The organism is Paraburkholderia silviterrae, assembly GCF_004353915.1.
Taxonomy (GTDB): Bacteria; Pseudomonadota; Gammaproteobacteria; order Burkholderiales; family Burkholderiaceae; genus Paraburkholderia; species Paraburkholderia silviterrae.
Genome location: NZ_SMRP01000008.1, coordinates 114,846 through 139,501 on the forward strand (window position 1 = coordinate 114,846; position 24,656 = coordinate 139,501).

A 24,656-nucleotide genomic window follows, 5' to 3' on the forward strand; every position below is an offset into this window, starting at 1 on the left:
TGAGCGCGCGCACGCGCTTCATGTCGATTGCGGCGCGTCTGAAGGCAAAGCGCGGTGCGAGGAGCCCATACCCCATGAGTCTGCAAGGCAGGTTGATATGCTGGTTCTTGCGCCGCCGCTTTCTGCCGGCAACGCGCGGACCGGTCGACGTCGCACGTGTGCGCGCGCAAACCGCGAAGCGCGTGTGGCTGCCTCAGGTACCCAAGGGTTGGCAATTGCGCGAGCAGTATCGCGTTGCCGGTGCTCCGGACGCCTCCGATGCTCCATTGAGCGGCGAATGGCTCGTGCGCGAAGGCGGGGCGCCGCGCGCGATCCTCTATCTGCATGGCGGCGGTTACTACTTCTGCTCGCCGAAGACGCACCGTGCGATCGCGTTCGGCCTCGCCATGCGCGCCGAGGCTGACCTCTTTTCGCTCGACTATCGTCTCGCGCCCGAGCATCCGTTCCCGGCGGCGCTCGACGACGCACTCGCCGCGTACCGGCGCTTGCTGGCCGATGGCGCGCCCGCCGAGTCGCTCGTGATCGCGGGCGACTCGGCGGGCGGCGGGCTCGCGCTGGCCACGCTCGTTGCACTGCGCGACGCCGGCGATCCGCTGCCCGCCGGCGCCGTGCTCTATTCGCCATGGACCGACCTGGCGGTCACTGGCGCGTCGATTCACGAAAACGACGGTCGCGACCCGATGTTCTGCGGTGACGTGTTCGCGCGCGTTGCGCCGCTTTACCTGGGCGCGGCGAGCGCGACCGATCCCTATGCCTCGCCGCTTTACGCCGATTTCCACGGCTTGCCGCCGCTCTTCATGCTGGCGGGCAGCACCGAGACGCTGCTCGACGATACGCGTCGGGTCGCGGAGCGCGCCCGTGCGGCAGGCGTGAGCGTCGAGTGCGGGATCGAGCGCGATCTGCCGCATGTCTGGCCGATTTACGCGCCGTTCATGCCCGAAGCGCGGCGCGCGCTCGACGACTCCGCGCACTTCGTGAAGCGCGTGACGACGGCCGACGACAGCGCCCGCGCGCAGCGATCCGTGCACGTGCAGGCGGGACCCGGGCCAGACGCGCAGTCGAATGCCCATCGCGCGGCTCAATCGAGCGCAATGTCGATCCCGTCGTAGGCCGCGTGCACCGCGGCCTCGCCATAGCGGCGCTCGAGCCTGCGCACGGTGAAATGGCCGTGCGCGACGTTCTGGAAGTGATCGATGAACACCGTGTTCACCATGGCGCCGAGCACCGCACCGATGGCCGGAATCGACTTCGCGGCCACCTGCTCGCTGACTTGCACGGAAAAGCGCGCGGCCACGGTCTGCATGAGCTTGAGCAACGCGGTCGAGCCGTGCGCGGCGAAGCCCTTGGTCGCCATCTCCGCTGACGCTTTCGAGACCGCTTGCGCAAGTGCGCCTCGCACGATGAAGTAGCCAAAGTCGGCTTCGTCGTCGGCGGCCGAATGTCCGCCCATGCCGAATACGGTCAGGCATTGGAGCTGGGTGTCGGCGCTCGCGAGGTCCTCGCCTTCGCTGCGCGCGATATCGCAGATCGAGCGGAACATCAGCGTCGTCGTGACGGGCAACTCGACCGGCAGCGCGAACAGGCCGAACGCACCACCCGCCGCGCCCGTCGTGGCGACCGCGAACTTGTGCAGCAGGTTGCTCGGCTTCGCACGTTGCTTCGAACCCGCCGCCGCCGTTGACGTTGAAGGGGTACCCGCAGCGGCGATCTCCAGCGCGCCCTCGCCCTGTTTGCCGAGTGTCTTGAGCGCAATCCGCAGGCATTTGCGCAATGCCGCCTGGGTCGCGTCGTTGACCTTGTCGTTCGCCGCGGTGGGCAGTTTTGCGATCAGCTTCTCGACCGGCGCGCCCACGATCGCGGCGAGCTTCATGCCGAGCGGCGGCGTTTCCAGCTCGTGCTTCGCGAGCTTGAGCGTGGCAAGATCGGCTTCGGAAAAATCGCTATATGACCCCATAAATCTCCCGGGAAAACGGTTCGGCAGACGCCGCTCGACGCCCAGTGTAGAGGATCGCACCGTGCTATGATTTCAATTCTTTGACGTATCAATCGTTGCGGGATCAAAAAATGGCCGTCCATACTGGCGCCCATCACTCAAGCGGGCAGGTGCTGCCGTTCCGGGAGTCGCTGATGGCGATGCTCGGCGTCTCCTTCGTGACCATGCTGGTTGCGCTGGACCAGACCGTCGTTGGCACCGCGTTGCCGACCATCGTCGCCGAACTGCGCGGCTTCGAGCTTTACGCGTGGGTCGCCACGTCCTATCTGCTGGCCTCGGTCATCACCGTCCCCATTTTCGGACGCCTCGGCGATTATTACGGGCGCAAGCCGTTCGTGATCGCGTCGATCGTCGTCTTCACCGGCGCCTCGGTGCTGTGCGGCGCGGCCAACAGCATGATGTTCCTCGTGCTCGCGCGCGGCCTGCAGGGCATCGGCGGCGGCATGCTGGTGGGCACCGCGTTCGCCTGTATCCCCGATCTCTTTCCCGATTCGGTCGTGCGCCTGAAATGGCAGGTGCTGATCAGCTCGGCGTTCGGCATCGCCAATGCGGTGGGGCCTTCGCTCGGCGGCTTTCTCACGCAGTATTGGGGCTGGCGTTCGGTGTTCTATGTGAATCTGCCGGTGGGGCTGCTTTCGCTCGTCTTTGTCTGGCGCTATCTGCCGCACCTGCGCCACGTGGCGCACAAGGAGCGCATGCAGCTCGACTGGCCCGGCGCGCTGCTCATCGCCGTGACGCTCGGCAGCCTGCAGCTATTCGTCGAGCGGCTGCCGGAGCACGGCGTCACGTTTTCCGCGCTCGGCCTGCTCGCGCTGGCCGGGGCCGCGGGCTGGGCGCTCTGGCACTGGGAGCGGCGCTGCCCGCAGGCGATCCTGCCCGTCGACATGTTCCGCAATGCGAGCCTCAATGCGCTCTTCAAGCTGGCGGTGCTGGGCGGCTTCACGATGTTCTCGCTGCTGTTCTATGCACCACTGCTGTTCCAGGGCGGCTTCGGCATGACGCCGAACGAGGCGGGCATGGTCATCACGCCGCTCGTCGTGTTCATCACGATCGGCAGCATCGCGAACGGGCGCATCGTCTCGCGCATCCGCAACCCGAACCTGATGCTCTACATCGGCTTCTCGATGCTCGCGTTCGCGTGCTTCGCGGTCGCGCTCGCCTCACACAACACGCCGCGCGCGCTGCTGATGGCGGTCATGATCGTGGGCGGCGTCGGGCTTGGCTTCGTGATGCCCAATCTCACGGTGTTCGCGCAGCAGACCGCGGGCCGCGAGCATCTGGGCATTGCCACGGCGCTGCTGCAATCGCTGCGCATGATCGGCGGGATGATGGGCACGGCGCTGACCGGCACGATGGTCACGCAGCTTTACACGAGCGGCGTGAAGAAGGCGCTGGATGCCGACCATGCGACGCACTGGTTCGCCCAGCTCTCCGATCCGCAGATTCTCATCAATCGCGATGCACAGCACGCGCTCGTTGGCGAACTGGCAAAGGCCGGGCACAATGGCGCGCCGCTGCTGGAAGCCGCGCGCGAGGCGCTGGTGGGCGCGATTCATCTGGGTATTGCGGTGGCAGCGGTAATCGCGGTCGTGTCGATCTGGCAGACGCGGCGCGTGCCGCCCATCAAGCTGCAGCGCAAGGTCGAGACCGTGATCCACGCCGACTGAGCGTGAATGCCGCGTCGCGCGGTCAACGCCCGATATGCAGAACAAGGCAGTGAGGCAGGCAAGGCACGCTGCCAGAGACAGGAAGACAGGCAGGAAGACACAGCATGGAAACACAGGACCGCATCGCCATCGTCCAGCAATTCGGGCGCACTTATCGCACGTTCATGTCGGCGTTCGAGGCGCAAGTGGGGCACCCGTTGCCGCGCTGGCGCATTTTGCTCGCGCTGCATGAACAGAACGGCGAGTCGTCGCAGAAGCGGCTCGTCGAGCGTCTGCGCGTGGATCCGGGCGCGCTCACGCGGCAACTGAAGCTGCTGGAGTCGCTCGGCTGGATCGCGCGCAGCACGGACGCGCGCGACAACCGCATCACCAACGTCCAGCTCACGCCGGCGGGACACGAGGCCGTCGAAGCGGGCCTGCCGCGGCGCAACGATTTCCTGAACCAGACCATGTCGCTGCCCGATGACGCGCTCACCGCGCTTTCGGGGGCGTTGCGGATGATGGAGGAGCGCATCGGCGTGGCGGTGGCTGCGCAAGCCGGGACGGCCGCGAGCGCCGAAGCGAAGGACGGGACGTAAGAAGCGCGCCGCGGAGAAGGAAGCGGATGGAGCACGGCCAGGCTGCAAGCGCCTGGCCGGTATGCATCCGCATGGCATACGCCGTCGATCGAACGGCAGAGCGATCAGAAGAACGTTTCGATCACTTCCGTCACGCGATACTGAGCGTCGACCATCAGCACCTGGCGCCACTTGTCGAACGTGAGGCAGGGGTGCGAGATGTCGAAGCCGATCATGTCGCCGACCTTGATGTCCGCGCCGGCCGGGATCTGCAGATAGGCGTGCTGATCCATCATCTGGAAGATTTCCCAGCCCTCGCTTGCGGCGATCTCGCGCGGCATGCTGCCTGCGCCGGTCGAAGGACGATAGTGGCGGGTCGGCTCCGGAAAGCCCGCATCGAACGCGGCGTCGCGCTTGCCGAAGCCGACGATCGCGCGGCCCGGCTCCGGAATCGACTGCACACAGGCCCACAGCTGCAGCGCCGGCAGGAGCGCCACGCCCATCTCGCGCGCGACCGGATTGCGCGTGAGGATCTCCGACTGCGCCTGCTTGTAGACGCCCACGTCGTGGGTGAGATAGCAGCCTGGGCGCAGCACGACGTCGATCGTGCCCGCCTGCGTGGCCTTCGCGAATTCCTCGGCGACCACGTCGTACCATGCCGATCCCGCGCCCGAGAGCAGTGCAGGCGAGCGAGCAAACTTGCCCGCCGCGGCGAGTTCCTCGGTGACGTTGAGGGCGTCGCGCAAGAAGGTGCGCACTTCGCTTTCTTCCTTGAGGACGCCCTCGTAGATTTCCACGCCCGCGAGCTTGAGCGAGTCGGGATAGCGCGCGATCGCGTCGAGCACGGCGCGGCGGGTGTCAGCATCGCGCACGCCGGTGCGCCCGCGCGGCACGCCCAGTTCGAGCAGCACCTGCAGCGTGCGCCGCGAGGCGCGGAAGAATTCGCCGAGCTGCTCGACGCCTTCCACCGAATCCACGAGGCAGAAGAACTCGAAGTCGGGATCGCTCAGCAACTCGGCGATGATGGCCATGTTGTGGCGGCCCACGAGCTGGTTCGCCATCAGCACGCGCGTGATGCCGCCGCGATACGCGGCGCGTGTCTGGTGCGCCGTGGCAAGCGTGATGCCCCACGCGCCCGTTTCGATCTGGCGGCGAAACAGCTGCGGCGCCATCGTGGTCTTGCCGTGCGGTGCGAGCTTCACGCCGTAGCGCGTGACGAACTCCTGCATCCATTTGAGGTTATGCTCGACGCGATCGGCGTAGAGGACAGCCGCCGGCAGGCTCACGTCTTCGGCGAGCAGATTCCACTCGAGGCGCGCCGCGTCTGCCAGCGGCACGCTTGCGCCCGGCAGGTTGCCGAGGCCCTTGCTGCTCGGGTCGATCGTCGCACTCTGATAGTTTGTAACTTTCATTTCCGTTCGCTCCATCTACTCTCCGTTGCGCCTGCCTGCAAGGGAACTGCGCGTGCATCGCAGGTTCGGCGTTGACTCGGAGATAGTACACAAAGTACCATCTCTTCGGGAAATGTTATTTATTAACAGAGCTTCGCCGCTTGTTCATCCGCTTGCTGCCCTGAGCCCTAAGTTGAGCCCTACGTTAAGCACTTCGCGCCCTTCATGAATTCCGCCGCCGAACCGGGTCGTTTCGATATCGTTGCCCGAATCGCGCAATGCGTGCCGGATCTGCGTCCGGCCGAGCGCGATGTCGCCGCCTTGATCCTCGACGACCTCGCCGCCGCCGCGCGCGCGAGCATCGGCGAGCTGGCGCGGCGCGCGGGCGTGAGCGTGGCCTCCGTCACGCGCTTTGCGAAGGCGGTGGGTTGCCACGACGTGCGCGAGCTCAAGCTGCGGCTTGCTCAGGCCGCGGCCGTGGGCGAGCGCTTCTTGCGCGCCGCGCCGGATGATGGCGGCAACTCTCGCGCGGGCAAGAGCGGGCGAGGCAAGCGTCGTGCCGCAGAAGGCGCGCAGGCGCCGTCCGAGGACGCGCTGGCCACGCGCGTCTACGATGAAATCCATGTCGCGCTCGCGCGCAACCACGAGCTGCTGCGCCAGGCGCCGTTCGCCGAGGTCACCGCTGCGCTCGCACAGGCGCGCATGATCTACGTGTTCGGCATGGGTGGCGGCTCCAGCGCGCTCGCCGACGAGATGCGCTTTCGCCTCGTGCGCCTCGGCCGGCCCGTGGCGTCCTATCAGGACAGCCTGCTGCAGCGCATGGTCGCGAGCACGCTCTCGCCCGATTGCGTGGTGGTCGCGCTTTCCGTGACAGGGCGCGTGCCTGAGCTGCTCGATGCGTGCCGCATCGCACGCGACTATGGCGCGAAGCTGATCGCGCTCACCGCGCCGGCGTCGCCGCTTGCCGCGCTCGCCGACTGGCTCGTGCCGATCGTCGCGAGCGAGACCGATTTCATTTACAAGCCGTCGTCATCGCGTTACGCGATGATGATGGCGCTCGATGTGCTCGTGACGGAGCTCGCGCTCGCTCAGCCCGAAGCGAGCCGCGAATTGCTGCGCCGCATGAAGCTCACGCTCGACACGCATCGCGGTATTGCTGGGCGCGGCGGAGAGCGCCAACCGCTCGGCGATTGAGCAGATTGAGCAGATTGACAACATTGGACGGGACCGGAGCACACACTCCGGATCGACAGGAGAACAAGCCATGCATTCGCATCCGGAAGCTGCCGACACCCTGATAGTCGGCACCACGCTCTACGACGGCACGGGCGCGCCGAGCGTCGAGCGCGATGTCGCGCTGCGCGACGGTCGCATCGCCGCCATCGGCAATCTGTCGAACTGGCTCGCGGAGGAGGTGATCGAGGCCAACGGGCGCGCGCTCGCGCCGGGTTTCATCGACGTTCACACGCACGACGACACGCACGTGATCCGCTCTCCGCAGATGCTGCCGAAGATCAGCCAGGGGGTGACGACGGTGATCGTCGGCAATTGCGGGATCAGCGCTTCGCCGGTGTCGCTCAAGGATGAGCCCCCCGATCCGATGAATCTGCTCGGCGAGCGCGATGCGTTCCAGTATCCGACCTTCGCGGCCTATGTCGATGCCGTGAATGCGGCGCGGCCCGCGGTGAACGTGGGTGCGCTCATTGGCCATACGGCGCTGCGCAACAACCACATGGACGATCTCAAGCGCGCCGCCACCGGCGACGAGATCGCAGCGATGCGCGCGCAGCTCGAAGAAGCGCTCGCGCACGGTGCGCTCGGGCTCTCCACCGGGCTCGCCTATGGCAACGCCTTCGCGGCCTCGACCGAGGAAGTCGCGTCGCTCGCCGAGCCGCTCGCTGCCGCCGGCGCGCTCTACACGACGCACATGCGCACCGAATTCGACGCCATCCTCGAAGCGATGGACGAGGCGTATCACATCGGCAAGCACGCGCGCGTGCCGGTCGTCATTTCGCATCTGAAGTGCGCGGGCCCGTCGAACTGGGGACGCAGCACGGAAGTGCTCGCGTCGCTCGATGGCGCGCGCAAGTATCAGCCGGTGGGCTGCGACTGCTATCCGTACAGCCGCAGCTCGTCCACGCTCGACCTCAAGCAGGTGACGGGCGACATCGACATCACGATCACGTGGTCGACGCCGCATCCCGAGCAGGCGGGCAAGCTCATCAAGGACATCGCGGCCGAATGGGGCGTCTCGCAGCAGGAGGCCGGCAGGCGCTTGCAGCCGGCGGGCGCGGTCTATCACAACATGTCCGAGGACGACGTGCGCCGCATCCTCTCGCATCCCGCGACCATGGTGGGCTCGGACGGCCTGCCGAACGACCCGCTGCCGCACCCGCGCCTGTGGGGCGCGTTCCCACGCGTGCTGGGTCACTACGCGCGCGACGTGGCGCTGCTGCCGCTCGAAGAGGCCGTGCGCAAGATGACGGGCTTGTCGGCGCGGCGCTTCGGCCTCACGCAGCGCGGCGAGGTGCATGTGGGCTGGCACGCCGACCTCGTGCTGTTCGACCCGGCGAAGGTGCGCGACGCCGCGACCTTCGAGAAGCCGCAGCAGGTGGCGGAAGGCATCGACGCAGTGTGGGTGAACGGCGTGCTCTCGTACCGCGACGGTCAGCCGACGGGCGAGCGCGCGGGCCACTTCGTCGCGCGGGGCACGCGCGATGCACAGGTCTTCTAAGTAAAGCGCGTCAGGTTTTTTTACTCACACACTATTTCGACCCCCAGGCGTGCGCGGTATCCGGCGTCAGCCGCGAAGCCGCATGCGCCGCACGAACTCAAGGGAGCAAACGATGAAACGAATTGGAGCGGAAGGCGGCAAGGGCCAGGGCGGACAACATCTGCCGTTCGCGCGCGCGGTGGAAGCCGACGGCTGGCTGTACGTCTCGGGCCAGACGCCGATGGAAGGCGGCGAGGTGATCAACGGCGGTATCGTCGAGCAGTCGCACAAGGCCATCCAGAATCTTTTCGCGATCCTGAAGGAAGCCGGCTACGGCGCGGAGCACGTGGTGCGCTGTGGCGTATGGCTCGACGACGCGCGTGACTTCCAGTCGTTCAACAAGGTGTTCCGCGAATACTTCGGTGAGCATCCGCCGGCGCGCGCCTGCGTGCAGTCGAGCATGGTGGTCGACTGCAAGGTCGAGGTCGATTGCGTCGCGTACAAGGCGCCGGCCGGGAAGTAAAGGCTGGCCAAGGTTGGCGCAGGGGCGTGAGAGCGTCTCGCGAAGGTTGAGAGAAACGGCTGCCGGACTATCTGGCGGCCGTTTTTTTATTCGCGTCGCCGCCGCGTGGCGTGCCTTGCGTGATGCGCAGCTCGATCTTCATGCCGGCGGCCACAGCCATGTTGATGAGCGAGTCGAGAGAGAAGAGCTCGATCTTGCCGCGCACGAGATCGGACACGCGCGGCTGCGTCACGCCGAAAAGCTGGGCCGCTTGCGCTTGGCTCATCTTGTTGCGCTTGATGTATTCCTCGAGTGCAATCATCAGGTCGCTGCGCAGCGTCATGTTTTGCGCGGCTTCGGGCGTATCTTCGATGGCGTCCCAGACACTGTCGAATTGTTGAATTTTCACGGTACGGACTCCTGTATCAGGGCTGCGCGGTAACGCTGCCTGGCAAGCGAAAGGTCGGTAAACGCCGTCTTTTCCGTCTTCTTCCTGAAGCAGTGCAGCACATGGATGGCATTGCGAATGCTTGCCGCGTAGAGCACGCGAAACGCGCCGTGCTCGTCGCGAATGCGAATCTCGCGCACACCAGGGCCCACGGGATTCATGGGTTTCCAGTCGTGCGGATCGAGCCCGTGCTGGATGCGGCGCAGTTGACGCCCCGCTTCGCGCCGAGCCTTCTCGGGAAAACGCTTGAGATCGGCTAGCGCACTGCCGCAAAACTCCAACGGCTTGACATCGCTGATGTTATACAAGATCTTATATGCCCTCCAGAGGTTTGAGCCGCCCGGTGCACGCCGGGAGTGATATGGCTCAAGTTTCTGAATGCACGTGGCTTTGCGCCCCCGATTACATCAACGCTCAGCGCGTTTCCAGGCCCCGTTAGCCATCCGGCCAAGGGGTGGAATTCCCAATATTTGAACGAGCAGTCACATATTGGAGATCGCGGAAAAACCGCCCTACAATCCGATCCATCCGACATGACGCGCCATGCGCATCAGACAAGCGCGCAAAGCGCAGTCGGCTGCACTCATACAAAAGCCCACGATCGCGCGAGACGCGCGCTGCAGCGGGCAGCAATCGGAGACGTCAGCCATGTTCCAGCCCGCGAAGTGCGCGGCCTCGTGCCGTCCGCCCTCAAGCGCGAAAGCGCGCCCTTGCTATCCGAACCATGGCCCGCAGGCTGTTGTTTGACGCCTTGCGCTTATTTCCGTCTTTTTGATCGGCCTCGCCATGAACAAAGCGATGTCCCCGAATCTCGCCGAGCGCTTCGAGAGCGCCGACGCCACACCAGCCGCTGAGTCCGCCGCGCACGCGCCGGCGGCGCCTGCCGCCGGCCGCACGCAGCCGCAAGCCAAAACACGTTCCGGCGCCGACGAGATCGTCGGCCTGCCGGGTGCGCTGCTCGACGGCTCGGCGCAAGCTGGCACGCAGACGCTCTTGCGCGGCCTCGCCATCCTCGAAGCCGCCGCTGCCGGCGTGCGCGATCTGCGCTCGTTCGGCGCGGTGCTCGGCACGACGCGCAGCACCACGCACCGGCTCGTATCGAGCCTCGTGCAGGCGCGCTACCTGCGCCAGGTGCAGGGCGGCTATCTGCTCGGGCCCAAGCTCATCGAGCTCGGCACGATTGCCCTCGAGCAGATGCCGCTCACGGCGGTGGCGCGCACGCACCTCGAAGCGCTCGCCGAGGCGACGCTCGACACGATCCACCTGGGCGTGCGCGACGGCGACGACGTGCTTTACATCGACAAGATCCCCGGCCAGCGCGGCCTCGAAATGCGCTCGCGCGTGGGGCACCGCATGCCGCTCGCGTCCACGGGCATCGGCAAGGCGATGATGCTCGATCTCGCGCCGCAATCCTGGCGCGACTTGTTCGAGGCGTCGCGGCGCGCGCTCGCGGGCGTGAGCTTCCGCCCCGACCACAACCTCGATCCCGATACCTTCCTCAAGCGCATGGCCACGTACTCGGCCGGTGGCTACACGTTCGATCTCGAGGAAAACGAAATTTCGATCCGCTGCGTGGCCGCGCCGGTGCGCGACGCGTCGGGGGCGATCGTGGCGGCGCTTTCGGTGGCGAGCACGATTCCCTACATGCCGCTCGAACGCATGGACGAGCTGATTGCGGTCGTGCAGCGCGAGGCGCGCGCGATCTCGCAGGAACTCGGCTGGCGCGTGCCGCAGCCCGCCGCGCGCAGGATTCGCCGATGACCGCGCGCACGGCAGCAGCACAGCGCGAGCGGGGCAAGGCGGATGCCGCCAGGGAGAAGCGCGCCGCGCTCATCGCGCTCGACTGGGGCACGACTTCGCTGCGCGCGTATCTGTTCGACGCGGCGGGCGAGGTGCTCGATACGCGCATTTCGACGGCCGGGATCATGAATTTGCCGGTGCCGGCCGAAGAGGGCGGCTTCGATGCTGCATTCGACGAGGCCTGCGGCGTGTGGCTCGCGCAGGCCAGTGCGTTGCCGGTGCTGGCGGCGGGCATGGTTGGCAGTGCTCAAGGCTGGGTGAGCGCGCCGTACGTGGAGACGCCGGCGGGCGAAGACGCGCTCGTCGCCGGCATTGTGAAGGTGCGCGCGGCTTGTGGTGTTGAGCTGGCCGTCGTGCCGGGCGTGCTCGAGCCTGGCGCGCTGCCCAACGTCATGCGCGGCGAGGAAACGCAGATCTTCGGTGCGCTTGGCGCGCAAGCGGATGCTCAAGCGGCGCACGCTAGTCGACCGGCGGTGCAAGCGGAAGCGAGAACGGCGGCACAAGTGTCGGCACAAACAGTGGCACAAACGGCGCTGATCGGCCTGCCCGGCACGCACGCCAAATGGGTGGTGGTGGAAGGGGCGAGCATTGCGCGCTTTTACACCTTCATGACAGGCGAGGTCTACGCGGCGCTCACGGCGCACACGATTCTCGGCCGCACCATGAAGCGGCCTGTCGTGCCGGATACGGCGGCGTTCCTGCGCGGCGTGACGGTGGCGCGCGAACACGGCTGCGCCGGTGTGCTCGCGACCGCGTTCAGCACGCGCACGCTCGGCCTCACCGACCAGCTGGCCGCCGACGAGCAGCCCGATTACCTCTCGGGCCTCTTGATCGGTCACGAACTGGCTGGGCTCGAAGCGGTGCTCTCACGCCGCGACGTGGAGCTGGCGGCATGCGCGCCGCGGCTGATCGGCACCGATGCGCTATGCGAGCGCTATCGCCTCGCGCTCGCGCAGTTCGGCTGCGGCGGCGCGCAGATCGTGCACCGGGCGACCGAGCGCGGCCTGTGGCGCATCGCGGTGCGCGCGGGCTTGGTTGTCGGCGCGGGCCAAACAGCGTGAACGGCACAAAGCGCACAGAACGCGCGGAATACGCGGAATACGCGGAATGCAAACCACAGGACTAGCACGATGGAACCCGAATTGAATTTGCCCGCCCCGTACACGCCTCATCAGGGCTTCATGGCTGCGTTCGGTGCGTGCCGGATGATCGCGATCATGCGCGGCATCAAGCCCGCCGAGGCCGCCGACCATGGCCGCGCGCTCTACGAGGCGGGTTTCAGGGTCGTCGAGGTGCCGCTGAATTCACCGTCGCCGCTCGAGAGCATTGCGGCGCTGCGCGCGGCGCTCCCCGCCGACGCCATGATCGGCGCGGGCACGGTGCTCACGACGCAGCGCGTGAGCGACGTGAAGGCCGCCGGCGGCGAGCTGATCGTGATGCCGCACGCGGACACCGATGTGATCCTCGCGGCCAGGCTGCAAGGCCTCGCCTGCGTGCCCGGTGTGGCGACGCCGACTGAAGCGTTCGCCGCGCTCAAATGCGGCGCCGACGCACTCAAGATGTTCCCTGCCGAGCAATTGGGCCCGGAGGTGACCAAGGCGTGGCGCGCGGTCATTCCCGGCGTCGTGCCGCTCTTGCCGGTGGGCGGCGTGAAGCCCGACAACATGGGGCCGCAACTGGCCGCGGGTGCGAGCGGGTTCGGTCTGGGCTCCGCGCTCTACAAGCCGGGGCAGGACGTGGCGGCAACGCGTGCGAATGCGCTTGCGTTCATCGCGGGATGGAGCGCGGCGCAAGGCGCGACACCGGGCGCGCAGGGAGCGCGGGCATGAACCGTCTGGCGGGCAAGGTGGCGCTCGTGACCGGCGCGGGACGCGGCATTGGCGCCGCGATTGCGCGTGCGTTCGCGGCCGAAGGTGCGGCGGTCGTGCTCGCCGAGCTCGACGGCTCGAGCGCTGAAGCGACCGCTCACGAGATCGGGAAGCAGCAGGCCGGCGCACGCGCGCTCGCCGTGCCCACGGACGTGACGCGTGCCGCTTCGGTGCAGGCCGCAGTGGCCGAAGCCGAGCGCGTGTTCGGCCCGGTCGACGTGCTGGTGAACAACGCCGGCATCAACGTGTTCGCCGACCCGCTCACGATGACCGACGACGACTGGCGCCGCTGCTTCGCTGTCGATCTGGACGGCGTCTGGAACGGCTGCCGCGCGGTGCTGCCGGGCATGGTCGAGCGCCGGGCGGGCAGCATCGTGAATATCGCCTCGACGCACGCGTTCCAGATCATTCCGGGCTGCTTTCCGTACCCGGTCGCCAAGCACGGCGTGATCGGTCTCACGCGCGCTCTCGGCATCGAGTACGCGCCGAAGAACGTGCGCGTGAACGCGATTGCGCCGGGCTACATCGAGACGCAGCTCACGCACGACTGGTGGAACGCGCAGCCCGACCCCGAGGCGGCGCGCCGCGCGACGCTCGAGCTGCCGCCGATGAAGCGCATTGGCCGCCCGGAGGAGGTCGCGATGACGGCTGTGTTTCTCGCATCGGACGAGGCGCCGTTCATCAACGCGAGCTGCATCACGATCGATGGCGGGCGCTGCGCGTTGCATCACGAATAAGGCGGTTCCAGTAGCACTGCAAAAGAATCAAAAAGAACGAGAGCAGTAACGACAAGAGCAGGGCCGAGCAGCACGAGGACAAACATACGCAGCACTTTCGCAGCAGCGCTGGCCGCGCGCGGGCGGATGAAGAAAAAGCGGCCGCCACCTTCCCGTGACTGAAGAAGACAGGAGACAGACACCATGCAACGCAGGATTTTCCTCACGCTGTTGGCCGCCGCGACGACCGCCGTGCTGGCTCAAGCGCCCGTCGCCCAGGCCGCCGACCAGGTCAAGATCGGCTTTCTCGTGAAGCAGCCCGAAGAGCCGTGGTTCCAGGACGAATGGAAGTTCGCCGAGATCGCCGCCAAGAAAGATGGCTTCACACTCGTGAAGATCGGTGCGCCTTCGGGCGAGAAGGTCATGAGCGCGATCGACAACCTCGCCGCGCAAAAGGCGCAAGGCTTCATCATCTGCACGCCTGACGTGAAGCTCGGGCCGGGCATCGTCGCCAAGGCCCGCGCCGACAAGCTCAAGATGATGACCGTCGACGACCGCCTCGTCGACGGCTCGGGCAAGCCGATCGAGTCGGTGCCGCACATGGGCATCTCCGCCTACAACATCGGCAAGCAGGTGGGCGACGGCATTGCCGCCGAGATCAAGAAGCGCGGTTGGGATATGAAGGACGTGGGCGCCATCGACGTGACCTACGAGCAGTTGCCGACCGCGCACGACCGCACGACGGGGGCGACCGACGCACTCGTGGCCGCGGGCTTCCCGAAGGCGAACATCGTTGCCGCGCCGCAGGCCAAGACCGACACGGAAAACGCCTTCAACGCCGCCAACATCGCGCTCACCAAGAACCCGCAGTTCAAGCACTGGGTGGCGTACGGCCTGAACGACGAGGCCGTGCTGGGCGCCGTGCGCGCAGCCGAAGGCCGCGGCTTCAAGGCCGACAACATGATCGGCATCGGCATCGGCGGCTCGGACTCGGCATTGAACGAGTTCAAGAAGCCGGAGCCGACGGGCTTCTACGGCACGGTCATCATCAGCCCGAAGCGCCATGGCGAAGAGACCTCGCAGCTCATGTACGCGTGGATCACGCAAGGCAAGGAGCCGCCGATGCTCACGCTCACGACCGGCATGCTCGCCACGCGCGAGAACGTGAACCAGGTGCGCGAGCAGATGGGGCTCGCCTCGAAGTAACGGCGAGAAACCGCCTCGCGAAAGCGGTGGTTTGAAGTGTTTCCCGCTGCAACGCGGCCGGCGCGCGAGCGAAGCGCGCCGGCCGCGCGCGGCGAACCGAATGAGAGGAAACCGAAGTGTCAGCGACACTGCGTTTTGACAATATCGGCAAGGTGTTTCCCGGCGTGCGCGCGCTCGGCGGCGTGTCGTTCGACGTGCACGCGGGCGAAGTGCATGGCTTGATGGGCGAGAACGGCGCGGGTAAATCGACGCTGCTGAAGGTACTCGGCGGCGAGTATCAGCCGGACTCCGGCCGCATCCTGATGGACGGCAACGAGGTGCGCTTCTCCGACGCCGCGGCGTCGATCGGCGCGGGCATCGCCGTGATCCACCAGGAACTGCAATACGTTCCCGACCTCACGGTCGCGGAGAATCTGCTGCTCGGTGCGCTGCCCAATGCCTTCGGCTGGGTGAGGCGCGGCGAAGCGCGCAAGTTCGTGCGAGAGCGTCTTGCCGCCATGGGCGTGGATCTCGATCCCGCTGCGAAGCTGCGCAAGCTCTCCATCGCGCAGCGCCAGATGGTGGAAATCTGCAAGGCGCTGCTGCGTAATGCGCGCGTGATTGCGCTCGACGAGCCCACGAGTTCGCTCTCGCACCGCGAGACCGAAGTGCTCTTCAAGCTCGTGCGCGAGTTGCGCGCCGACAACCGCGCGCTCATCTACATCTCGCACCGCATGGACGAGATCTACGAGCTCTGTAGCGCCTGCACGATCTTCCGCGACGGCCGCAAGATCGCCTCGCACGAGCAGCTCGCCGATGTGAAGCGCGCGACGCTCGTGGCCGAAATGGTGGGGCGCGAGATCAGCGACATCTACAACTATTCGCCGCGCGAGCACGGCCAGGTGCGCTTCGCGGTGCGTGGCGTGGAGGGGCATCCGCTCGCGCAGCCGGCGAGCTTCGAGGTGAAGGCGGGCGAGATCGTCGGCTTCTTCGGGCTCGTGGGCGCGGGCCGCAGCGAGCTCATGCAGCTGATCTACGGCACGCACAAACGGCGCGCAGGCGAGATCGAGCTCGACGGCAAGCCCATTCGTGTGAAGAGCGCCAGCGACGCGATTCGCCAGGGCATTGTGCTGTGCCCCGAAGACCGCAAGGAGCAAGGCATCGTTGCGATGGCAACGGTATCGGAGAACATCAACATCAGCTGCCGTCGCCACTTCCTGCGTGCGGGCATGTTTCTCGACCGCAAGAAAGAGGCTGAAACGGCCGACCGCTTCATCAAGCTCCTGAAGATCAAGACACCGAGCCGCCGCCAGAAAATCCGCTTTCTCTCGGGCGGCAATCAGCAGAAGGCCATTCTTTCGCGCTGGCTCGCGGAGCCCGATCTGAAGGTGGTGATTCTCGACGAGCCCACGCGCGGCATCGACGTCGGCGCGAAGCATGAGATCTATAACGTGATCTACCAGCTCGCCGCGCGCGGCTGCGCGATCGTGATGGTGTCATCGGAATTGCCGGAAGTGCTTGGCGTGTCGGACCGCATCGTGGTCATGCGCGAAGGCCGTATTTCCGGAGAGTTGCCGCGCAGCGCGGCGAGCGAACACGCGGTGCTGGACCTCGCGCTGCCGCAAGGCGCGCAGGCGAGCGCCGCATGAGTGCACGGGGAGGAGTGACTGAAATGCAAGCCAGAGAGAACCTGGCGGCCGACGCCGCCGATGCAGCAAAGAGCGTGGCGCACAGCGCCGCCGACGCGCTGATTCCCAACACCAGCGACAAGCAGAAGTGGTGGCAGCTGATCACCGATTACAGCCTCATCGTGATCTTCGCGATCATGTTCATCACGATGTCGCTGACCGTCGACCACTTCTTCTCGATCGAGAACATGCTCGGCCTCGCGCTGTCGATCTCGCAGATCGGCATGGTGGCCTGCACGATGATGTTCTGCCTCGCCTCGCGCGACTTCGACCTTTCCGTGGGCTCGACCGTCGCGTTCGCGGGCGTGCTCTGCGCGATGGTGCTCAACGCCACGAACAACACCTTCATCGCGATCGTCGCCGCGGTGGCCGCGGGCGCCGCGATCGGCTTCGTGAACGGCGCGGTGATCGCGTATCTGCGCATCAATGCGCTGATCACCACGCTCGCCACCATGGAGATCGTGCGCGGGCTCGGCTTCATCGTCTCGCATGGCCAGGCCGTGGGCGTGTCCTCGGACACCTTCATCGCCATGGGCACGGCGTCGTTCTTCGGCGTGCAGTTGCCGATCTGGGTCACGCTCGTGTGCTTCATCGTGTTCGGCGTGATGCTCAATCAGACCGTGTACGGGCGCAACACGCTCGCCATCGGCGGCAATCCGGAAGCCTCGCGCCTCGCCGGCATCAAGGTCGAGCGCACGCGCGTGTGGATCTTCCTGATCCAGGGCGCGGTGACGGCGCTCGCGGGCGTGATTCTTGCCTCGCGTATCACCTCGGGCCAGCCGAACGCCGCCGAAGGCTTCGAGCTGAACGTGATTTCCGCATGCGTGCTGGGCGGCGTGTCGCTGCTGGGCGGCCGCGCGACGATCTCGGGCGTGGTGATCGGCGTGCTCATCATGGGCACGGTCGAGAACGTCATGAACCTGCTCAATATCGATGCGTTCTATCAGTACCTCGTGCGTGGCGCGATCCTGCTCGCGGCGGTGTTGCTCGACCAGTTGAAGAATCGCGGTGCGCGTGATTGAAGATGAGGAGTCTTTGACGATGTCGTCTTCCGCCATTCCATCTGCCACACCTGCCGACGCACAAGCGCGCCACGCGCACGAGCGCTACGCGCGCTATCCGAGCCTCGCGGACCGTGTCGTCCTCATCACGGGCGGCGCGACCGGCATTGGCGCGTCGTTCGTTGAGCACTTCGCCGCACAGGGCGCGCGCGTGGGCTTTCTCGACATCGACGCGAGCGCGGGCACGGCGCTCGCCGATTCGCTCGGGCGCTTTTCCGAAAACCAGCGCCACAAGCCCGTGTTCGCGTCGTGCGATATCACCGACATTGCTGCATTGCGCGCGGCCATCGCGGACCTGAAGGCGGCGCTCGGGCCCATCGAGGTGCTCGTCAACAATGCCGCGAATGACCGCCGCCACACGCTGGCGGAAGTCACGCCAGAGTCGTTCGACGCAGGCGTTGCCGTGAACTTGCGCCACCAGCTATTCGCCGCGCAGGCCGTGGCGGAGGACATGAAATCCGCACGCGCGGGCTCGATCATCAATTTGGGCTCGATCAGCTGGATGCTCAAGCAGTCGGAAATGCCGGTCTACACGATGAGCAAGGCGGCGGTCCAGGGCCTCACGCGCGGGCTCGCGAAGGACCTCGGACGCTATGGCATCCGTGTGAACTCGCTCGTCCCAGGCTGGGTGATGACCGAGAAGCAGCGGCGCCTGTGGCTCGACGACGAGGGCCGCGAGGCCATCAAGCGCGGACAATGCATCGACGCCGAGTTGCTGCCCGAGGACCTCGCGCGCATGGCGCTCTTTCTCGCGGCCGACGACAGCCGCATGATCACGTCGCAGGACATCGTGGTGGATGGAGGCTGGGCATGACGAACGGCACTTCTCGAGACGGCGCGAAGGACAAGGCAATGGCGGAAGCGGTGGCCGAGCTGCTCGTGCACGCGAAATGCGAGCTGGGCGAAGGCGCGACCTGGTGCGCGCGCAGCGGTCGGCTCTACTGGACCGATATCGAGGGCAAGCGTCTGTCGCGCTACGACGCGCGCGACGGCAAGCCCGTGAGCTGGGACATGCCGGAGCGTCTCGCGTGCTTCGCGCTGTGCGAGGACGAACGCACGCTGCTGCTCGGCCTCGAATCGCGGCTTGCGTTCTTCGATCTGGAAACGGGCGCGATCGAACCCATCGTCGAGGTCGAGCCCGGCGTGCCCACGCGCCTCAATGACGGGCGTTGCGACCGCCAGGGCCGCTTCGTGTTCGGCACGAAGTACGAAGGAGCGCCGATGCAGGCAATCGGCGGCTTCTACCGCCTCAATCGCGATCTCACGCTCGAGCGCTTGCCGCTGCCGGCGCCCGCGATCTCGAACAGCATCGCGTTCAGCCCGGACGGCTCGACCATGTACTACTGCGATTCGCTCACGCGCGAGATCCGCGCATGCGATTACGGCGCCAACGGAACGATTGCAAACGAGCGTACCTTCGTTGTGCTGACCGATGCGACCGGCGTGCCGGACGGCTCGACCGTCGATGCCGAAGGCGGTCTGTGGAACGCGCAATGGGGCGGCGAGCGTGTGGTGCGCTACGGCGCCGATGGCCGGGAAACCGAGCGCGTAAAGATTCCCACAGCGCAGCCAAGCTGCGTTACGCTCGGCGGAGCGCTGCTGGACATGCTCTATGTCACGAGCGCGCGAGCGGAGATGGAGGAGGCCATGCTCGCGCAAGAGCCGCAGGCCGGCGGCGTGTTTGCAGTCCGAATCGGCCGTGTGGGCCTTGTGGAGCCGCTGTTTCAGGGGCATCGGCGCGGTTGATGCGGTGCAGTAGATGTTGCATGAAGGGCGTTGCAACCGTTTCGCAAGGTGGCGTGCACGCGTGGCCACCGGCGGCGGCGCGCGCCGTGGCGGAGATCGCCAACACGCGTGCGCGCGCAAAGTCGTTGTAGTACGGCAACAGATGCAGTCCATCGGAAGTGCGCAGGCGGCCTTGCCAGCGATGGCCAGGGCGTGCAGAACGACCGGAAAGAGAAGGGCGAACACAAGAAGCGGCCGCGGGTCTGTGCACAGCCAGCACCATGAGCGAGCACAACGCCGGCAGGCCACCAGTGCGCCGCCTGTTGCGGCGGCAGTCGAACATGCCTCTCGAGGAGCATCTCATGAGCGTTGCGAATTCCGCTGTGCGTCGACCCACCCGTTCCAATATGAACCCAGGCGCGAGCGCCGCAAGCGTGCCGCCTGGCGCCTCATCTGCATCGGCTGCATCATCGGCCTCGCCCGCCGCCGCGCGCCGTGCGCGCCTCGAGGCCGCCACTCACCCGGTCATGCCGGGGCCGAGCACTTCGGCAGTGGCGATCGGCGCGGTGGGCACGAGCGACGTGTCCTGCGTGACGCTCGCGAACGCGTATTTGAGACTCGACGTTGCGCCCCAACTGGGCGGCGGCATCACGCGCTTCGACTGGCGCAGCGAAGGCGCGCTCGAACCCGTGTTTCGACGCTGCGAGCGCGTGAGCGCGCGCATGGATCCGAACGAGCTCGCCTGCTACCCGCTGCTGCCGTATTCGAATCGGATCGGCGAGGGGCGCTTTCACTTTGGCGGGCGCGACGTCGAAGTGCCGCGCAACCGTGCGAGCGAGCCGCTGCCGATCCATGGCGATGGATGGCTCGCGCACTGGGTGGTCGAAGACGCCGACCGGGAGCGTGTGCGCCTCGTGCTCGACCGTAGCGGCGGCGAGCCCTATGCCTATCGCGCGGTGCTCACCTATGCGCTCGACGGCGCGACGCTTGCAATGACGCTCGAAGTGGAGAACACGGGCCGCGAGGCGCTGCCGTTCGGCCTCGGCGTTCATCCGTTCCTTGCGCGCGACGCGAGCACCGAGCTTTCCGCGCCCGCGAGCGGACTGTGGCTGTCGGGCGCCGACTGGCTGCCGGTGCGCCACGTGCCCGCGCCGCCCGCATGGCAGTTCGGCGTGGCGTATCCGCTGCCGGCGCAGATGGTGAACCACGCCTTCAGCGGCTGGAGCGGGCGCGCGGCCGTGGTCTGGGAGCGGCGCCGGCTCTCGCTCTCGATCTGCGCGAACACTGACTATTACGTGCTCTACACGCCGCCCGGCGAGCGCTTCTTCTGTTTCGAGCCGGTCGATCATCCGATCAACGCAGTCAATCTCGAGGGTGGCGGCGGGGCGCACGGCATGACCGTGCTTGGCCACGGCGAGCGGCTCGTGCGCACGTTCAGCTTCACGGTCGAGCGCATGGACATGCGCGCAGCGGCGAATCCGCACCGCCAGGGCGCACGTGGGCGGGCAGGCGCGCGCGGCGCCAAGGGTGCGCGCGCACGGCACCCGGCGCTCTAAGGTTGTTCGCCACGGTGTTTGCGGCCGGGCGCCAGAAGCCAAGCCGGGTAAAATACGCGCCGTTTTCCTTTCAACGGCTCGCCGCGAGTTTTCATCATGACCTCCTTCATCCAGACCCTCGACGCCGCCTGGCAGCGCACCGGCTCGCTGCTGTGCGTCGGCCTCGATCCCGAGCCCACGAAATTCCCGGCGGCGCTGGCGGGCCGCAGCGACGCGATCTTCGAATTCTGCCGCGACATCGTCGACGCCACGGCGCCCTATGCGTGCTCGTTCAAGCCGCAGATCGCCTATTTCGCCGCGCATCGCGCCGAAGACCAGCTCGAAGCGCTGATCGCCCATATCCACGAGAAGCATCCGGGCCTGCCCGTGATCCTCGACGCCAAGCGCGGAGACATCGGCAGCACCGCCGAGCAGTACGCGCGCGAAGCCTTCGAGCGCTTCAAGGCCGACGCGGTGACGGTCAATCCCTATATGGGGTACGACTCCATCGAACCGTGGCTCGCGCACAAGGGCAAGGGCGTGATCGTCCTGTGCCGCACCTCGAACCCCGGCGGCTCCGACCTGCAGTTCCTGACCACCGACGGCAAGCCGCTCTACCAGGTCGTGGCGTCGCTCGCGGCGCAAAAGTGGAACGCGAGCGGCGAGCTTGGCCTCGTGGTGGGTGCAACGTTTCCGAAGGAAATCGAAACGGTGCGCGCGCTCGTTGGCGACATGCCGCTGCTGATTCCGGGCATTGGCGCGCAAGGCGGCGATGTCGAGGCGACCGTGAAGGCCGGCCGCACGGCCAACGGCACGGGCATGCTCATCAACTCATCGCGCGCGATCATTTATGCGAGCAAGGACGAGGATTATGCGCAGGCGGCTGCAAAGGCTGCCGAGCAAACGCGCGACAAAATCAACGCATATCGCTGATATTCAGGAAAGTCCAGGCGGCGCGCGATTAGCGCGCACGCCGGCCAAAATCTAACATTTTCCTGAAACTGCCATTTTTCTTTAAGACGATTTGACGGTGCAACGCCGGAAATTAGTGGTAATCGTCTAATGCGTTTTATCCCCCTGTTATAAGCGTTCGATTTTCATCGCAATCTGCACATGCATACGCTCCTGTGTGCACTGCGTGAATGTTCGCAAACTACCCTGCCACTCCCACCAGCAGGCGTATCCATCGGTCGTTCCGGCTCGCGGCGGCGCTGCTGGCGCGGCCGGCTTTTTCCTGTTTCTTCCTTGTTCAGACATTGCGCAGCATGACTGAGCGTGCAGCCGGTACTGCACGAGGCAATTTCAGAATAGAAATCGTCCGATTGGGTCGATAGCGAGCGCGATGAATACTGGGTCATGGGATTCGAACGGCTTATTGCCTTAACAGGTTGGAAAACGGCAAGGGTTGGTACGCCGTCGGGAGTCGTTCGCTGGTGATGAAGCTTGATTCCGGTCTGAACTGGGTTTAATGCCGAACCAGATATCGAGAAAGTTTTGCTTACGCTGATAGATTGATAAGGATTGCGAATGAACAAGACGTATCGGCTAGTCTGGAACGACAGCTCGAAAGCCTGGGTGGCGGCAAGCGAGAACGCCGCAGCGCGCGGCAAGAAAGCTGGCGGCAAGGGCAGAAAGGCCGCGATAGTGAGCGGCGTGGCCGGTGCGGCCATGGCGCTGTTCTCCGGCATGAGCTTTGCGTATGTGGCGCCGGCGGGCGGCACCACCACCGATGCCGGCAATGGCGCCAACGTGGCGGTGGGCTACAGCGCCCAGGCGAGCGGCGCGAACGGCGCAACCGCCGTCGGCTATCAAGCTTTGGCAACGGGTCCAAGCGCAACGGCACTGGGCGATAGCTCCACGGCCACGGGGCAGGGCGCCACCGCGCTGGGCGCCCAGGCCAATGCCGGCGGTCACGACTCCGTCGCCATTGCGCCTGGTGCGACGACCACTAACGAAGCGACCGTCGCCATCGGTCGCGCCAGTCTTGCAAATGCAGACTATGCGATGGCCTTGGGTGTGAATGCCCTGGCAACAGCCAAGTATTCGACCGCTGTCGGCAACGGCGCGCAGGCTGCAGCGGCGAACAGCACTGCTGTTGGTATGAACACCCAGGCCACGGCGGCGAACAGCACTGCTTTGGGTAGCTTCGCCACGGCCACTGACTCCAGCACGACAGCATTTGGCGAGAATAGCCATGCCACAGCGCAGGGTGCGACCGCGCTGGGTTCGAAGGCCAACGCCGGCGGGAACGACTCGGTGGCGATCGCCCCGTATGCCACCACGGCAGGCAAGTCCAGCATCGCGGTCGGCCGCAACAGCACGGCCAGCACGGACTATGCGACCGCGCTGGGCATGGATGCGACGGCTTCCGCTCAATCGTCAATGGCCTTGGGGCAAGGTGCTCAGGCATCGAAGGCCTACAGCGTTGCGCTGGGCATGGGCGCGCAAGGTGCGGCTGCCAATGGCATCGCCCTTGGTGTCCAGGCTCAGGTCACCGGCCAGTCAGCCACAGCGCTGGGTCTGAAAGCCAACGCAGCGGGAATGGGCGCCAGCGCACTCGGTGCCAATGCCGTGGCGAACGGGCACAACTCCGTGGCAATCTCCGCGGGTGCCGTTGCGTCAGGCAACGAAGCCACCATCGCGATCGGTTCGGGCAGCGGGGCAAGCGCTGACTATGCGATGGCGCTCGGCGCGAACGCACAAGCCAGCGGGGCCAACTCGCTGGCTGCCGGGGTCGGCGCCAGCGCATCGCTGGACAACGCGGTGGCGCTTGGCGCAGCCAGCAAGGCCTCCGGCGTCAATTCCACGGCACTCGGCTACAACGCCGTGGCCAGCACCAGCCACTCGGTTGCGTTGGGCGATGGCAGCACCACGACGGCCGATCTGGCTGCATCGGCATACAACCCCGGCACGGCAGCGCTGGCCGGCATCTCGCCGTTTGGCGAAGTGTCGGTGGGCGCTTCCGGCAGCGAGCGCCGCATCACCAACGTAGCCGCGGGTTCCGCACCGGCCGACGCGGTCAACGTCAGCCAGCTCGCTTCGCTGGCTGCCACTCCGCTGAGCTTTGCCGGCAACACCGGCTCGGCAGCGAAAAAACTGGGCGACACGTTGAACATCAAGGGCGGCGCCAGTACTGCCGGGACCTACTCCAACGGCAACATCAAGACGGTTGTGGACAGTTCGGGCAACGTCGATGTCCAGTTGGCCGACGCGCCGAAGTTCGGCAACGTGACGGTGAACGACAGCGGTAGTGGCAAGATCACCGGTGTGACGGCGGGTACAGTCGGCGCCGGCAGTGCGGACGCGGTGAACGGCTCGCAGTTGTACAACGCGGCGAGCTCGACGGCTGATGCGCTGGGTGGCGGCTCGACGGTGAACGGCGACGGCTCGATCTCGGCTCCGACGTACGTCGTGGGTGGCGACACCTACAACAACGTGGGTGGCGCGATCACGAACCTCGATGGCCGCGTGACGCAGAACACGACCGACATCTCGACGATCACCAACAACATCAACAACGGCACGATCGGCCTCGTCCAGCAGAATCAGACGACGCGCAACATCACCGTAGCGAAGGACACGGACGGCATGATCGTGGACTTCACGGGCACGGTGGGCACGCGGGTGCTGACGGGTGTGTCGGACGGTGCGGTGAACGCTTCGAGCGTGGATGCGGTGAACGGCTCGCAGTTGTACGCGACGAACACGAACGTCTCGAACCTCGCAGGCGACGTGACGACCCTCTCGGGCAACGTAACGAACCTCGCCGGCGATGTGACGACGCTGCAGGGCGACGTGACGACCATC

22 protein-coding genes are annotated in these 24,656 nt (G+C 66.2%); 18 read left to right on the top strand and 4 right to left on the bottom strand.

From position 1 onward, the window contains the following. Positions 1-74: 74 nt before the first annotated feature. Positions 75-1,109: an alpha/beta hydrolase gene (locus EYW47_RS17880; RefSeq protein ID WP_133196172.1), complete on the top strand. Its 1,035-nt coding sequence runs from the start codon at positions 75-77 to the stop codon at positions 1,107-1,109. Here EYW47_RS17880 and EYW47_RS17885 read toward each other — a convergent pair. Continuing rightward, entirely contained in the window at positions 1,079-1,954 is an 876-nt protein-coding gene (locus EYW47_RS17885; protein WP_133196173.1) for an EcsC family protein, read from the bottom strand. The genes EYW47_RS17880 and EYW47_RS17885 overlap by 31 nt on opposite strands. 110 nt (positions 1,955-2,064) lie before the next feature. On the opposite strand from EYW47_RS17885, the gene EYW47_RS17890 reads away from it, so the two are divergent. Together EYW47_RS17890 and EYW47_RS17895 are read left to right on the top strand one after the other, a co-directional pair. After that, positions 2,065-3,660, top strand: a complete 1,596-nt coding sequence (locus EYW47_RS17890; protein ID WP_133196174.1) for an MDR family MFS transporter — start codon at positions 2,065-2,067, stop codon at positions 3,658-3,660. Positions 3,661-3,764: 104 nt separating this feature from the next. Then, the gene (locus EYW47_RS17895; RefSeq protein ID WP_133196175.1) at positions 3,765-4,238 is read left to right on the top strand and encodes a MarR family winged helix-turn-helix transcriptional regulator; all 474 of its coding nucleotides are present in this window, start codon (positions 3,765-3,767) and stop codon (positions 4,236-4,238) included. A gap of 104 nt (positions 4,239-4,342) precedes the next feature. Here the strand turns inward: EYW47_RS17895 and EYW47_RS17900 are convergent, their stop codons facing one another. Continuing rightward, complete coding sequence (locus EYW47_RS17900) at positions 4,343-5,629, bottom strand: amino acid deaminase (RefSeq protein ID WP_133196176.1); 1,287 nt, start codon at positions 5,627-5,629, stop codon at positions 4,343-4,345. Positions 5,630-5,833: 204 nt separating this feature from the next. On the opposite strand from EYW47_RS17900, the gene EYW47_RS17905 reads away from it, so the two are divergent. The 3 genes from EYW47_RS17905 to EYW47_RS17915 all read left to right on the top strand — a co-directional run bounded on the left by EYW47_RS17905 (position 5,834) and on the right by EYW47_RS17915 (position 8,844). Continuing rightward, complete coding sequence (locus EYW47_RS17905) at positions 5,834-6,802, top strand: MurR/RpiR family transcriptional regulator (protein ID WP_133196177.1); 969 nt, start codon at positions 5,834-5,836, stop codon at positions 6,800-6,802. A gap of 70 nt (positions 6,803-6,872) precedes the next feature. Continuing rightward, positions 6,873-8,342, top strand: a complete 1,470-nt coding sequence (locus tag EYW47_RS17910) for an N-acyl-D-amino-acid deacylase family protein (protein ID WP_133196178.1) — start codon at positions 6,873-6,875, stop codon at positions 8,340-8,342. 112 nt (positions 8,343-8,454) lie between these two features. Next, entirely contained in the window at positions 8,455-8,844 is a 390-nt protein-coding gene (locus EYW47_RS17915; RefSeq protein ID WP_028216230.1) for a RidA family protein, read from the top strand. A gap of 67 nt (positions 8,845-8,911) precedes the next feature. Here the strand turns inward: EYW47_RS17915 and EYW47_RS17920 are convergent, their stop codons facing one another. Beyond that, the gene (locus tag EYW47_RS17920) at positions 8,912-9,232 is read right to left on the bottom strand and encodes a helix-turn-helix domain-containing protein (protein ID WP_043283573.1); all 321 of its coding nucleotides are present in this window, start codon (positions 9,230-9,232) and stop codon (positions 8,912-8,914) included. Continuing rightward, entirely contained in the window at positions 9,229-9,579 is a 351-nt protein-coding gene (locus tag EYW47_RS17925) for a type II toxin-antitoxin system RelE/ParE family toxin (RefSeq protein WP_377785255.1), read from the bottom strand. The genes EYW47_RS17920 and EYW47_RS17925 overlap by 4 nt, the downstream gene beginning before the upstream one ends. 478 nt (positions 9,580-10,057) lie before the next feature. Between EYW47_RS17925 and EYW47_RS17930 the strand changes: the two genes are divergently transcribed. The 12 genes from EYW47_RS17930 to EYW47_RS17985 all read left to right on the top strand — a co-directional run. Next, positions 10,058-11,032: an IclR family transcriptional regulator gene (locus EYW47_RS17930; RefSeq protein ID WP_205710096.1), complete on the top strand. Its 975-nt coding sequence runs from the start codon at positions 10,058-10,060 to the stop codon at positions 11,030-11,032. Then, the gene (locus EYW47_RS17935) at positions 11,029-12,132 is read left to right on the top strand and encodes a 2-dehydro-3-deoxygalactonokinase (RefSeq protein ID WP_133196180.1); all 1,104 of its coding nucleotides are present in this window, start codon (positions 11,029-11,031) and stop codon (positions 12,130-12,132) included. Before EYW47_RS17930 ends, EYW47_RS17935 begins: the two co-directional genes overlap by 4 nt. Before the next feature lie 69 nt (positions 12,133-12,201). Then, a complete protein-coding gene (locus tag EYW47_RS17940; protein WP_133196181.1) occupies positions 12,202-12,900 on the top strand; it encodes a 2-dehydro-3-deoxy-6-phosphogalactonate aldolase in 699 nt (232 codons plus the stop codon). Then, positions 12,897-13,676 (top strand): SDR family oxidoreductase, encoded by a 780-nt coding sequence (locus EYW47_RS17945; protein WP_133196182.1) that lies wholly within the window; start codon positions 12,897-12,899, stop codon positions 13,674-13,676. Before EYW47_RS17940 ends, EYW47_RS17945 begins: the two co-directional genes overlap by 4 nt. Positions 13,677-13,859: 183 nt before the next feature. Next, positions 13,860-14,861 (top strand): arabinose ABC transporter substrate-binding protein, encoded by a 1,002-nt coding sequence (locus EYW47_RS17950; RefSeq protein WP_133196183.1) that lies wholly within the window; start codon positions 13,860-13,862, stop codon positions 14,859-14,861. 116 nt (positions 14,862-14,977) lie between these two features. Beyond that, the gene (gene araG / locus EYW47_RS17955) at positions 14,978-16,489 is read left to right on the top strand and encodes an L-arabinose ABC transporter ATP-binding protein AraG (protein WP_133196184.1); all 1,512 of its coding nucleotides are present in this window, start codon (positions 14,978-14,980) and stop codon (positions 16,487-16,489) included. A gap of 23 nt (positions 16,490-16,512) precedes the next feature. Next, positions 16,513-17,550, top strand: coding sequence for an L-arabinose ABC transporter permease AraH (gene araH, locus EYW47_RS17960; protein ID WP_133196185.1), 1,038 nt, complete (start codon positions 16,513-16,515; stop codon positions 17,548-17,550). Between the two features lie 19 nt (positions 17,551-17,569). After that, on the top strand, positions 17,570-18,403 hold the full coding sequence (locus EYW47_RS17965; protein WP_133196186.1) for an SDR family NAD(P)-dependent oxidoreductase: 834 nt from the start codon (positions 17,570-17,572) through the stop codon (positions 18,401-18,403). After that, the gene (locus EYW47_RS17970) at positions 18,400-19,335 is read left to right on the top strand and encodes an SMP-30/gluconolactonase/LRE family protein (protein WP_240763765.1); all 936 of its coding nucleotides are present in this window, start codon (positions 18,400-18,402) and stop codon (positions 19,333-19,335) included. Before EYW47_RS17965 ends, EYW47_RS17970 begins: the two co-directional genes overlap by 4 nt. A gap of 386 nt (positions 19,336-19,721) precedes the next feature. Further along, positions 19,722-20,870 carry an aldose 1-epimerase gene (locus EYW47_RS17975; protein WP_240763772.1) on the top strand — a complete coding sequence of 383 codons (1,149 nt, stop codon included), beginning with the start codon at positions 19,722-19,724 and terminating at the stop codon, positions 20,868-20,870. Between the two features lie 96 nt (positions 20,871-20,966). Further along, a complete protein-coding gene (pyrF, locus tag EYW47_RS17980) occupies positions 20,967-21,782 on the top strand; it encodes an orotidine-5'-phosphate decarboxylase (protein ID WP_133196188.1) in 816 nt (271 codons plus the stop codon). Between the two features lie 594 nt (positions 21,783-22,376). Further along, positions 22,377-24,656, top strand: a 2,280-nt coding sequence (locus EYW47_RS17985) for an ESPR-type extended signal peptide-containing protein (RefSeq protein ID WP_276322952.1), incomplete at its 3' end; no start/stop codon positions are given.